This window comes from Pseudomonas sp. NS1(2017) (assembly GCF_002269425.1).
Lineage (GTDB): Bacteria > Pseudomonadota > Gammaproteobacteria > Pseudomonadales > Pseudomonadaceae > Aquipseudomonas > Aquipseudomonas reactans.
Window position 1 is genome coordinate 5,268,556 of record NZ_CP022960.1, and the last position, 12,125, is coordinate 5,280,680.

Consider the following 12,125-nt stretch of genomic DNA (forward strand, 5'->3'; position numbering starts at 1 on the left):
AAAGTGACCCGCTGTAAGAGCGGAACCATAAGCCGCCATCACCGCAGCAACGGATATGTACACCACCACCACCCACCACCCCAACGGAACTTTGCCAAGAAATAACCGCCTGAATCCGGTAGGCTCACCCTTTTCATTCAAGGAGTTACTCCCCATGGCCAAAGCCACCGCCCGTCACATCCTCGTTTCCACTGAAGACAAGTGCAACGAACTCAAGGCCCAAATCGAAGGCGGCGCCGATTTCGCAGAGATCGCCAAAGCCAACTCCAGCTGCCCATCCAGCCGCGACGGCGGCAACCTGGGTTCGTTCGGTCCAGGCCAGATGGTCAAGGAATTCGACACTGTCGTCTTCAGCGCCCCGGTCAACACCGTGCAAGGCCCTGTGAAAACCCAGTTCGGCTACCACCTGCTGGAAGTCACCAGCCGCCAGGACTGATCCAGTCTGCGCTGATGCTCTAAACAACGGCCCGCCTTTAGGTGGGCCGTTGTGCATGTGATGACTGGCGACGCTGATGCCGTTAGCGTACAAATCCCTTATCTACTTCACACGGCGTTCAAGGCTGACAATGCGATTGGCTTTTTCCTACATTTTTAGTTCGACCCTGGCCCTGCTGCTGACCAGCACGGCCGTGATCGCGGCACCGCAACCGTACCTGACCGTGTACGGCGAACCGGCCAAGTACCCCGCCGGCTTTACCCATTTCGACTACGCCAACCCGAATGCCCCCAAGGGCGGTAGCCTGCGCCGCTCGGCCATCGAGATCGGGCGCTTTGACCACGTGTTGCCCTATATCGACAAAGGCATCGGGGTTTCCCAGGTCGACGGCTGGCTGTATGCGCCCCTGGCCCAGCGCTCCCTGGACGAGCCCTACACCGTTTACGGCCTGGTGGCCGAAAAAATGGAGCGCGCCGATGACGGCCTGTCGCTGCGTTTTTTCCTCAATCCCAAGGCACGTTTTGCCGACGGTAAACCCATCACTGCCGAGGACGTGCGCTACAGCTTCGACCTGCTGATGACCCAAGGCAGCCTGCGCTTTCGCACCCTGTTTGCCGACGTCAAGCACGTCGAAGTCGAAGGCGAACGCCAGGTACGCTTTGATTTCTCCAGCAATGAAAACCGCACCCTGCCCCTGGACATCGCCACCCTGCCGGTCTTCCCGGAACACTGGTGGAAGACCCGCGACTTCGCCAACGGCGGCGGCTATGAAGCGCCGCTCGGCAGCGGCCCCTATAAAGTCAGCAAGATCGACTCCGGCAGCACCATCACCTTTACCCGCGACACGAACTGGTGGGGCAAGGACCTGCCCGTCAGCCGTGGCCTGTACAACTTTGATCACCTGAGCCTGGAGTATTTCGGCGACACCGAAGTGGCCCGCCAGGTATTGCGCGGCGGTGCCTACGACTTCAACCGCGAGTTTTCCGCCACCGGTTACTCCATCGGCTACAACGGCCCGGCCCTGGATGACGGTCGCCTGCAACGCGCGCACTTGGCCAAGGAGATGCCGCAACCGGCCCAGGGTTATGTGTTCAATGTGCAAAAACCGATGTTCAAGGACCGCCGCGTGCGCCAGGCCCTGGCGATGCTGTGGGACTTCGAATGGGCCAACCGGCAGATGATGCGGAATATGTACATCCGCCAGCAAAGCTATTTCTCCAATAGCCCTTTGGCGGCCAGCCAGCCGCCTACCCCGGAAGAACTGGCGATTCTCGAACCCTTGCGCGGCCAGGTGCCCGACGAGGTGTTCACCCAGGTCTTCAAGGCGCCGATCACCGACGGCAGCGGCATGATCCGCGACAAACAGCTGCAGGCCCTGGCGTTGCTAGAGGAAGCCGGCTGGAAACCGGACGGCGACAAACTGGTCAACGCCGAGGGCGAGCCACTGGAATTTACCTTCCTCAACGCACAAAGCGGCCTGGAACGCCTGTTGCTGCCGTACAAACGCAATCTGGCGCAGATCGGCATCACCCTGAATATCCGTCGTATCGACTCCTCTCAGTATGTGAACCGCGTGATGGCACGGGACTACGACATGATCGTCACCGGTTTCCCGGTCACCACCTCGCCCGGCATGGAGCTGTACAACTACTTCGGCTCGGCCGCCGCGTTCGATCCCGGCGCCAACAACTATATGGTGCTCAAGGACCCGGCCGTCGACAGCCTGATCAAGGGCCTGGTCAAGGCCGACACCCAGGCGCAGATGCTCACATACGCCCACGCGCTGGACCGGGTGCTGCAATGGAATTACCTGTGGATCCCCAATTACTACCCGCCCGGCACGTCCGCCGCGTGGTGGAACCGCTTCGGCCGCCCGGCCATCGAGGCGAAAAACGACGAAGCCCTGGAAACCTGGTGGGAAATCAGCCCCACCCCACTGACCAACGAACAAATGAACGCTGAGCTGAAAAAACGCGGAGGTGCGCGCTGATGTTTGCCTATACCGTGCGGCGCCTGCTGCTGATCATCCCGACGCTGGTGATCATCCTGCTGGTGAATTTCGTGATCGTACAAGCGGCCCCCGGCGGCCCGGTAGAACAGGCCATCGCCCACTTGCAGGGCATCGGCGGCAGCGGTGGCGTCGGGGGGTCTTCCGGCGAAGGCATCGGCGGCGGCTCCCGCGCCAGCCGTGGCCTGGACCCGAAGTTGATCGCGGACATCGAAAAACAGTACGGCTTCGACAAGCCTGCGCCGGAACGCCTGTGGCTGATGCTCAAGAGCTACGCGCAGTTGGACTTTGGTAACAGTTTCTTTCGCGGCAAGACGGTGATCGACCTGATCCTGGAAAAAATGCCGGTGACCATCTCCCTCGGCCTCTGGGCCACGCTGATCACCTACCTGGTGTCGATCCCCCTGGGGATTCGCAAGGCGGTGCGCCATGGCAGCAGCTTCGATGTGTGGAGCAGCACCGCGATCGTCATCGGCTATGCGATGCCGGCGTTCCTGTTTGCGATGTTTCTGATCGTGGTGTTTGCCGGCGGTACGTCGCTGAACTGGTTCCCGGTGCGCGGGCTGGTCTCGGAGAACTTCGAAGACCTCAGCACCGTGGGCAAGATTGCCGATTATTTCTGGCACCTGGTGTTACCGGTTACCTCGTTGGTCATCGGTGGGTTCGCCACGCTGACCATCCTCACCAAAAACTCATTCCTCAATGAAATCACGCGCCAGTACGTGGTGACCGCGCGCGCCAAGGGCCTGAGCGAACGGCGCGTGTTGTACGGCCACGTATTTCGCAACGCCATGTTGCTGGTGATCTCGGGGATTCCCCAGGCGTTCATCGCCGTGTTCTTCGCCGGCTCCCTGCTGATCGAGGTGATCTTTTCCCTCGATGGCCTCGGCCGCATGAGCTACGAAGCCGCCGTCTCCCGCGATTACCCGGTGGTGTTCGGTTCGCTGTTCATCTTCACCTTGTTCGGCCTCTTGATAAAACTCATCGGTGACCTCTGCTACACCCTGGTGGACCCGCGTATCGACTTCGCCGCGAGGAACGCCTGATGCTTAAGCTGTCTCCCGTGGCGCGCCGCCGTTTCGAGCGCTTCAAGAAGAACCGTCGCGGCTGGTGGTCGCTGTGGCTGTTTATCGGCCTGTTTATCCTGACCCTCGGTGGCGAATTGATCGCCAACGACAAGCCGTTGGTGCTGAGTTTCAAAAACGAACTGTATTTCCCGGTGTTCAAGCGGTACACCGAGCAACAGTTCGGCGGCCAGCTACCGTTCCAGGCTGACTACCGCAGTGACTACGTCAAAAAACTGATCGAGCAAGACGGCGGCTGGATGCTGTTCCCGCCGGTCCCGTTCAGCGACGACACGCCCAACTACGAACTGACCCGCCCTGCCCCCAGCCCGCCCTCGGCGGTGAACTGGCTGGGCACTGACGACCAGTCGCGGGATGTGTTGGCGCGGGTGATCTTTGGCGCACGGGTGTCGATCCTGTTTGCCCTGGCGCTCACCGCGATCAGCGCCGCCATCGGTATTGCGGCCGGCGCATTGCAGGGCTATTACGGCGGCTGGGTGGATTTGATTGGCCAGCGCGTGCTGGAGGTGTGGTCCGGGCTGCCGGTGCTGTACCTGCTGATCATCCTGTCCGGTTTTGTCGAACCGAATTTCTGGTGGCTGCTGGGGATCATGGCGCTGTTTTCCTGGCTGGCCCTGGTGGACGTGGTGCGCGCCGAGTTCCTGCGCGGGCGCAACCTGGAATACGTCAAGGCTGCGCGGGCCTTGGGTTTGGGTGACGGCAAGATCATTCGCCGGCATATCCTGCCCAACGCCATGACCGCCACCTTGAGTTACCTGCCGTTCATCCTGACCGGCGCGATTTCTACCCTGAGCGCGCTGGATTTCCTCGGTTTCGGCATGCCGGCAGGCAGCGCCTCCCTGGGCGAGCTGATTGCCCAGGGCAAGCAGAACCTGCAAGCGCCCTGGCTGGGCCTGACGGCGTTCTTCACACTGGCGCTGATCCTGTCGCTGCTGGTGTTTATCGGCGAGGCATTGCGTGATGCCTTCGACCCACGCTCATGAGTGACCGCCTATGAACCTGATCGAAATCCGCGACCTCAGCGTCGCCTTCAGCGGCCAGACCGTGGTGCGCAACCTGAGCCTGGACGTACGCCCCGGCGAGTGCCTGGCGCTGGTGGGTGAGTCGGGCTCGGGCAAGTCGGTGACGGCCCACTCGATCCTGCAATTGCTGCCCGAAGCCGGCACTGAAACCAGCGGTTCTATCCAGTACCGCGGCCAGGAATTGATCGGCGCATCGGCGGCGACCCTGCAGAAGCTACGCGGCAACCGCATTGCGATGATCTTCCAGGAGCCGATGACCTCCCTGAACCCGTTGCACAGCATCGAAAAGCAGATCGGTGAAACCCTGCTGTTGCACAAGGGCCTGGGTGGCAAGGCGGCCCAGGCGCGCATTCTGGAATTGCTTGACCTGGTGGGCATCCAGAAACCCCAGGAGCGGCTCAAGGCCTATCCTCATCAACTGTCCGGCGGGCAACGCCAGCGGGTGATGATCGCCATGGCCCTGGCCTGCGAACCGGAACTGCTGATTGCCGACGAACCCACCACCGCGCTGGATGTGACCGTGCAGCGCAAGATCCTGCTGCTGCTCAAGTCCCTGCAACAACGCTTGGGCATGTCGCTGCTGCTGATCAGCCACGACCTCAACCTGGTGCGCAGCATTGCCCAGCGCGTGTGCGTGATGCGCGCAGGCGAGATTGTCGAACAAGCCGACTGCCAGAGCCTGTTCAATGCGCCGCAACACCCGTATAGCCGCCTGTTGCTGGATGCCGAGCCGGACGGTGATGCGCTGTGCAGTGACGAACGCGAAACCGTGTTGCAGGTGGACGACCTGAGCGTGCAATTCCCCCTCGGTGGCGGGTTGTTCCGGCGCAAGACCTACCTGCGTGCTGTAGACGGCATCAGCCTCAGCGTGCAGCGCGGCAAGACCCTGGGGATTGTCGGCGAGTCCGGCTCGGGCAAATCCACCCTGGGCCAGGCGATCCTGCGGCTGCTGGACTCCACGGGCAGCATCCGCTTCCAGGGTGAAGCCCTCGACCCGCTGAACCACCAGCAGATGCGCCCATGGCGCAAGCAGATGCAGGTGGTGTTCCAGGACCCTTACGGCAGCCTCAGCCCGCGCATGACCGTGGAGCAGATCATCAGCGAAGGCCTGGAGGTGCATGCGCCGTGCAGCCTGGCCGACCGCGATGCGCAAGTAGTGCAGGTGCTCAAGGATGTGGGGCTCGACCCTGCCAGCCGTCACCGTTACCCCCATGAGTTTTCCGGCGGCCAGCGCCAACGCATTGCCATCGCCCGCGCCTTGGTACTCAAGCCGGCGCTGATGCTACTCGACGAACCCACCTCGGCCCTTGACCGTACCGTGCAAAAACAAGTGGTGGCGCTGCTGCGTGAACTGCAGGAGAAGTACGGCCTGACTTACCTGTTTATCAGCCATGACCTGGCGGTGGTGCGCGCGATGGCACATGACATGATCGTGATCAAGGACGGCAAGGTGGTGGAGCGCGGCGCCAGCCATGAGGTGTTCGATGCACCGCAGCACCCCTACACCAAAGAGCTACTGGCAGCAGCCCATATCCCCCTGTAGGAGCGAGCTTGCTCGCGAGAAAACCACAGGCAACACGGGGTATCGATTAACGCTGCGTCATCGTTGACGTTTTTCGCGAGCAAGCTCGCTCCTACAGGATTATCGCGTATGAGTACCAGCCTCACGGATTACCAACAGGTTCGCGGCCTGGCCATCCAGTCGCTGTTCGAGATCATCGAACAGTCCAGCGAAGGCACGGTGATTGTCGACCGCGACGCAAACATCGTGTGGATGAACGAGCGCTACGCCAAGCGCTTTGGCCTGAAAAGCGCCGACGAAGCCATCGGCCAGCCCTGCGAGCAGGTGATTTCCAACAGCCTGTTGCGCCAGGTGGTGCGCAATGACCAGCCGATCCTGCTGGATATCCAGGACACGCCCAAAGGCCCCCTGGTGGTGATGCGTTTGCCGATCCACAACGATGCCGGCGCGGTGATCGGCGCGATTGGCTTTGCGTTGTTCGATGAACTGCGCAATCTGTCACCGCTGATCGAGCGCTACCTGAGCATGCAGCAGGAGCTGGCCTCGACACGCTCGTTGCTGCGTTCACGCCAGAGCAAATACAACTTCGCCCACTTTATCGGCACCAGCGCCGCCAGCCTCGAAGTGAAACGCCGGGCGCGGCGCAGTGCCAGCGCCGAGTCGCCAGTGTTGCTGCTGGGCGAGACCGGCACCGGCAAGGAGCTGCTGGCCCAGGCGATTCACGGCGCTTCAAGCCGTGCGCATAAGGCTTTTGTCAGCATCAACAGTGCAGCGATTCCCGCTGACCTGCTGGAAGCCGAGTTCTTCGGCACCGCGCCGGGTGCGTTTACCGGCGCCGACCGCAAGGGCCGTGCGGGCAAATTTCAGATTGCCCAGGGCGGCACGCTGTTCCTCGATGAAATCGGCGACATGCCCCTGCCGTTGCAAAGCAAATTGCTGCGGGTGTTGCAGGAAAAGGAATTCGAGCCGGTGGGCTCCAACGAAATGCTGCACAGCGATGTGCGGGTGATCGCGGCCACGTCGATGGACCTGGAAGCGGCGATCAAACGCGGTGAATTCCGCGCCGACCTGTATTACCGGCTGAATGTACTGCCCATCCAGGTGCCGCCGTTGCGTGAGCGGCTGGAAGATATTCCAGCGTTGAGCGAGGCGATTCTTGAGGAGTTGCGCAGCCAGCATGAGCTGGACCGTGAAGCCCTGGCGCTGCTGGCGCAGCATGCGTGGCCGGGGAACATCCGTGAGCTGCGCAATGTGTTGGAGCGGGCGGCACTGCTAAGTGATGACCTGGTGCTGAATGCCAGGGAGATTCGGGCGGCGATTGGCACCTTTACTCCGGTGGAACGTGGCAGCGCCGTCGCGACGGTTGAGGGGGAAAGTTTCAACGCGGCGCGGGAACGGTTTGATCGGCAGATCATCACGGCAGCGTTGAGGGCATGTGAGGGCAATGTGGTGGAGGCGGCCAAGCAGTTGGGGCTTGGACGGTCGACGCTGTACAAGAAGATGGTGGCGTTGGGAATAAACGAATCTCCATAACGAGACAAAAGTCTCAATTTAAAGACAGCCCACTGTAGGAGCGAGCTTGCTCGCGAAAAACCAAATTACACTGCGTTTGTTCAGGCTCCCCGCGTTATCGTTGACGACCTTCGCGAGCAAGCTCGCTCCTACAGGGGGCTCCTTTGTCTCCAAATGGAGACACACCTCAATAAATAAAAATAAAATCTATATATTTCAATAACTTAACTAGTTGGCACACATCTCGCTATAGCCTCTCCCCACCGTTACACCCCACAAAAATAACAATCCGATGGAGACACACCATGAGTGTGATCATTGCCCTGGCAGCGCTCGCGCTGCTGATGCTGGCTGCTTACCGTGGCTATAGCGTTATCCTGTTTGCCCCCATCGCCGCGCTCGGCGCTGTCCTGCTCACCGACCCGTCCGCCGTCGCGCCTGCCTTTACCGGCGTGTTCATGGAGAAGATGGTCGGCTTTATCAAACTGTATTTCCCGGTGTTCCTGCTCGGCGCGGTGTTCGGCAAGCTGATCGAGCTGTCTGGCTTTTCACGCTCCATTGTCGCCGCTGCGATCCGGCTGCTCGGCACCCGCCAGGCGATGCTGGTGATCGTGTTGGTCTGCGCCCTGCTCACCTACGGCGGCGTGTCGCTGTTCGTGGTGGTGTTTGCGGTGTACCCGTTCGCGGCGGAGATGTTCCGCCAGAGCAATATCCCGAAACGCCTGATCCCGGCGACCATCGCCCTCGGCGCGTTCTCGTTCACCATGGACGCCCTGCCAGGCACGCCACAGATCCAGAACATCATCCCCAGCACCTTTTTCAACACCACCGCCTGGGCGGCGCCGTGGCTGGGCCTGATCGGCACGATCTTCGTGTTCTGCGCCGGCATGCTGTACCTGGCGCGCCAGCGCAACAAGGCGCAACGGGCCGGTGAAGGCTACGGTACCGAGCTGCGCAACGAGCCGGAAACCGCCGATAACCTGGCACTCCCCAACCCGTGGATCGCGCTGTCACCACTGATCCTGGTGGGTGTGATGAACCTGCTGTTCACGCATTGGATCCCGCAGTGGTACGGCAAGACCCACAGCCTTGCCCTGCCAGGCATGACCACCCCGGTAACCACCGAAATCGCCAAGCTCACCGCGATCTGGGCGGTGCAAGCGGCGTTATTGGTGGGCATCGTCATGGTGCTGGTGTTCGGTTTCTCGGCAATCAAAAGCAAGCTCGCCGAAGGCAGCAAAAGTGCGGTCAGCGGTGCATTGCTGGCGGCGATGAACACTGCGTCCGAGTACGGCTTTGGTGCCGTGATCGCCTCGCTGCCGGGCTTTCTGGTGCTGGCGGACTGGCTCAAGGGCATCCCCAACCCGCTGGTCAACGAAGCGATTACCGTGACCCTGCTGGCCGGCATCACCGGCTCCGCATCGGGCGGCATGAGCATCGCCCTGGCAGCCATGTCCGAGAGCTTTATTTCGGCGGCCCATGCGGCCAATATCCCCCTTGAAGTACTGCACCGCGTCGCGGCCATGGCCAGCGGCGGCATGGACACCCTGCCCCACAACGGCGCGGTGATCACGCTGCTGGCGGTCACCGGCCTGACGCACCGCGAAGCCTACAAGGACATTTTCGGCATCACGATCATCAAGACCCTCGCGGTGTTCGTGGTGATCGGTACTTTCTACGCCACCGGCATTGTGTGAGGTTTTCATGACGACATTGAACGGCAAGACCGCCCTGGTCACCGGCTCCACCAGCGGCATCGGCTTGGGGATTGCACTGAGCCTGGCCAAGGCCGGCGCCAACCTGATCCTCAACGGTTTTGGCGACGCCAGCGCGGTGATCGCCCAGGTGCAGGCCTTCGGCGGCAAGGTCGGCCATCATCCGGCCGACGTCAGCGACCCGGCGCAGATCGCCGACATGATCGCCTACGCCGAGCGTGAATTCGGCGGCGTGGATATCCTGGTGAACAACGCCGGCATCCAACATGTGGCGGCGGTGGAAGACTTCCCGGCGGAGCGCTGGGACTCGATCATTGCGATCAACCTGTCGTCGGTGTTCCACAGTACACGCTTGAGCTTGCCGGGCATGAAAGCCAAGGGCTGGGGGCGTATCGTCAATATTGCCTCGGTGCATGGCCAGGTCGGTTCGGTGGGCAAGGCGGCGTATGTGGCGGCCAAACACGGCGTGATTGGTTTGACCAAGGTCGTTGGCCTGGAAACCGCTACCAGTAACGTCACCTGCAACGCCATCTGCCCCGGCTGGGTGCTGACGCCGTTGGTGCAGAAGCAGATTGATGACCGTGCCGCCGCTGGCGTTGACCCACAGCAGGCGCAGCATGATCTGCTGGCGGAGAAGCAGCCGTCGCTGGAGTTTGTCACCCCGCCGCAACTGGGCGAGCTGGTGCTGTTCTTGTGCAGCGCCGCCGGCGCCCAAGTACGGGGCGCGGCGTGGAATATCGACGGCGGCTGGCTGGCACAATAACAAGAGGCCCACTATGTCCGAGATCCTCTGGCAACCCTCCCCGGAACGCATCGCCCACACGCGGATGGACCAGTTCCGGCGCTACATCAACCAGCGCTACAGCGTGCAGCTCAGCGACTACCCGGCGCTTCACCAGTGGAGCATCGACCAGCGCGCGGATTTCTGGCGGGCGATCGTGGAATACTTCGACGTGCAATTTCGCAGCCCGCCCACGGCGGTGCTGATAGAAGACGCCGAGATGCCCAGCGCCCAGTGGTTCCCCGGTGCGACCCTGAACTTTGCCGAGCATCTGCTGCGCCGCCGCGACGATCACCCCGCCGTGGTCGCCCTCAGTGAAGACGGCCAGCGCGAGCAATTGACCTACGCCGAACTGGCCGCCCATGTCGCTGGCCTGCAAAACAGCCTGCGGGCGGCCGGTGTAGTCCAGGGTGATCGCGTCGCGGCGTGTATGCCCAATACCTGGCAAACCCTGGTGGGCATGCTTGCCACCACCAGCCTCGGCGCAATCTGGTCGTGCTCATCGCCGGACTTCGGCACCCAGGGCGTGATCGACCGGTTCGGCCAGATCGAGCCCAAGGTGCTGATCACCTGCGCCGGTTATCGCTATGCCGGCAAAACCATCGACCAGACCACCAAGCTCAATGAAATCCTCGAACGCCTGCCGTCCCTGGAGCAGTTGATCATCGTCCCGTACGCGCGTCCCCAGGCAAGGATCGAGGACTATCAGACCCACGCCCGCGTCGCGCTGTGGCAGGACTTCTATCAGCCCGACGGCGCGCCTGAATTCGTCGCGGTGCCGTTCGATCATCCGCTGTACATCCTCTATTCCAGTGGCACCACCGGCGTGCCCAAGTGCATCATCCACGGCACCGGCGGCGTGCTGCTCACCCACCTCAAGGAACACGGCCTGCATGCCGACCTGTCCCGCGAGGACTGCCTGTTCTACTACACCACCTGCGGCTGGATGATGTGGAACTGGCTGGTGTCGGTTTTGGCGATTGGCGCCACGGCGGTGCTGTATGACGGTTCGCCGTTTCACCCAGGCCCCGAGCGGCTGATCGACCTGATTGATGCCGAGAAGATCAGCGTGTTCGGTACCAGTCCCAAGTTTCTCGCCACCTTGGAAAAGGCCGGCTCGCAACCGCGCCTGAGCCACAATTTGAGCAGTCTCAAAGGCTTGATTTCGACCGGTTCGCCACTATCGCCCCAGAGCTACGACTACGTGTACCGCGAGATCAAGGGCGAGCTGTGCCTGTCGTCCATGTCCGGCGGCACCGATATCGTCTCCTGTTTTGTGATCGGCAACCCGGTGCTGCCGGTGCGTCGCGGTGAAATGCAGTGCAAGAGCCTGGCGATGGCCATTGAGGTGTGGGACGACCAGGGCCAGCCGCTGGTCGGCGAAAAAGGCGAGCTGGTGTGCACCCGGCATTTCCCGGCCATGCCCATCGGCCTATGGAACGATCCGGAGCGCAAGAAACTGCTCGCTTCGTATTTCAGTCTGTTTCCCGGCGTCTGGGCCCAAGGGGACTACGCCGAACAGCGCCCCAACGGCAGCCTGCTGATCCACGGGCGCTCCGACGCGGTGCTCAACCCCGGCGGCGTGCGGATCGGCACGGCTGAGATCTATCGCCAGGTGGAAAAAGTCCCACAGGTGCAGGAAAGCCTGGCCATCGGCCAACGCTGGCAGGACGACGTGCGCGTGGTGCTGTTCGTGCGCCTCAACGAGGGTGTCGAGCTGGACGACGCGCTGGAGCAGCAGATCCGCCAGGTGATCCGCGCCAACACCACACCGCGCCACGTACCGGCGAAGATCCTCGCTGTCACCGATATCCCCCGCACCATCAGCGGCAAGATCGTCGAATTGGCGGTGCGCAATGTGGTGCACGGCGAGCCGGTGAAGAACACCGACGCCCTGGCCAACCCGCAGGCACTGGAGCAGTTTCGCGACCGACCTGAACTGGCGAACGGATGAAAGGTTTCAGCGCTGACGTACTCATTTGAAGACAAACCCCGAATGCATGCTATTTTTCGGGGGTAGTCACCCATTCCCAAGTCACGGGAT

General features: G+C 61.8%; 9 protein-coding genes. All 9 read left to right on the top strand.

Annotation, left to right across the window (positions count from 1 at the left end; all coding sequences use genetic code 11):
• Window positions 1-154: 154 nt before the first annotated feature.
• The 9 genes from CI807_RS24530 to CI807_RS24570 all read left to right on the top strand — a co-directional run bounded on the left by CI807_RS24530 (window position 155) and on the right by CI807_RS24570 (window position 12,035).
• Window positions 155-436 (top strand): peptidylprolyl isomerase, encoded by a 282-nt coding sequence (locus CI807_RS24530; protein WP_010210937.1) that lies wholly within the window; start codon window positions 155-157, stop codon window positions 434-436.
• Between the two features lie 130 nt (window positions 437-566).
• Window positions 567-2,426 (top strand): extracellular solute-binding protein, encoded by a 1,860-nt coding sequence (locus CI807_RS24535; RefSeq protein ID WP_095016596.1) that lies wholly within the window; start codon window positions 567-569, stop codon window positions 2,424-2,426.
• Window positions 2,426-3,490: a microcin C ABC transporter permease YejB gene (locus CI807_RS24540; RefSeq protein ID WP_095016597.1), complete on the top strand. Its 1,065-nt coding sequence runs from the start codon at window positions 2,426-2,428 to the stop codon at window positions 3,488-3,490. Before CI807_RS24535 ends, CI807_RS24540 begins: the two co-directional genes overlap by 1 nt.
• Window positions 3,490-4,512 carry an ABC transporter permease gene (locus CI807_RS24545; RefSeq protein ID WP_177409602.1) on the top strand — a complete coding sequence of 341 codons (1,023 nt, stop codon included), beginning with the start codon at window positions 3,490-3,492 and terminating at the stop codon, window positions 4,510-4,512. The genes CI807_RS24540 and CI807_RS24545 overlap by 1 nt, the downstream gene beginning before the upstream one ends.
• A gap of 10 nt (window positions 4,513-4,522) precedes the next feature.
• On the top strand, window positions 4,523-6,094 hold the full coding sequence (locus tag CI807_RS24550) for an ABC transporter ATP-binding protein (RefSeq protein ID WP_095016599.1): 1,572 nt from the start codon (window positions 4,523-4,525) through the stop codon (window positions 6,092-6,094).
• A gap of 108 nt (window positions 6,095-6,202) precedes the next feature.
• Window positions 6,203-7,606 carry a sigma-54-dependent Fis family transcriptional regulator gene (locus CI807_RS24555; protein WP_095016600.1) on the top strand — a complete coding sequence of 468 codons (1,404 nt, stop codon included), beginning with the start codon at window positions 6,203-6,205 and terminating at the stop codon, window positions 7,604-7,606.
• 284 nt (window positions 7,607-7,890) lie between these two features.
• Window positions 7,891-9,282 (top strand): GntP family permease, encoded by a 1,392-nt coding sequence (locus CI807_RS24560; RefSeq protein ID WP_095016601.1) that lies wholly within the window; start codon window positions 7,891-7,893, stop codon window positions 9,280-9,282.
• Between the two features lie 7 nt (window positions 9,283-9,289).
• On the top strand, window positions 9,290-10,063 hold the full coding sequence (locus tag CI807_RS24565; protein ID WP_095016602.1) for a 3-hydroxybutyrate dehydrogenase: 774 nt from the start codon (window positions 9,290-9,292) through the stop codon (window positions 10,061-10,063).
• 13 nt (window positions 10,064-10,076) lie between these two features.
• Entirely contained in the window at window positions 10,077-12,035 is a 1,959-nt protein-coding gene (locus CI807_RS24570; protein WP_095016603.1) for an acetoacetate--CoA ligase, read from the top strand.
• Window positions 12,036-12,125: the final 90 nt, after the last annotated feature.

Coding starts and splice junctions, on each gene's coding strand:
- CI807_RS24530 (WP_010210937.1), top strand. CDS start 155: ATGGCCAAAGCCACCGCCCGTCACATCCTCGTTTCCACTGAAGACAAG.
- CI807_RS24535 (WP_095016596.1), top strand. CDS start 567: ATGCGATTGGCTTTTTCCTACATTTTTAGTTCGACCCTGGCCCTGCTG.
- CI807_RS24540 (WP_095016597.1), top strand. CDS start 2,426: ATGTTTGCCTATACCGTGCGGCGCCTGCTGCTGATCATCCCGACGCTG.
- CI807_RS24545 (WP_177409602.1), top strand. CDS start 3,490: ATGCTTAAGCTGTCTCCCGTGGCGCGCCGCCGTTTCGAGCGCTTCAAG.
- CI807_RS24550 (WP_095016599.1), top strand. CDS start 4,523: ATGAACCTGATCGAAATCCGCGACCTCAGCGTCGCCTTCAGCGGCCAG.
- CI807_RS24555 (WP_095016600.1), top strand. CDS start 6,203: ATGAGTACCAGCCTCACGGATTACCAACAGGTTCGCGGCCTGGCCATC.
- CI807_RS24560 (WP_095016601.1), top strand. CDS start 7,891: ATGAGTGTGATCATTGCCCTGGCAGCGCTCGCGCTGCTGATGCTGGCT.
- CI807_RS24565 (WP_095016602.1), top strand. CDS start 9,290: ATGACGACATTGAACGGCAAGACCGCCCTGGTCACCGGCTCCACCAGC.
- CI807_RS24570 (WP_095016603.1), top strand. CDS start 10,077: ATGTCCGAGATCCTCTGGCAACCCTCCCCGGAACGCATCGCCCACACG.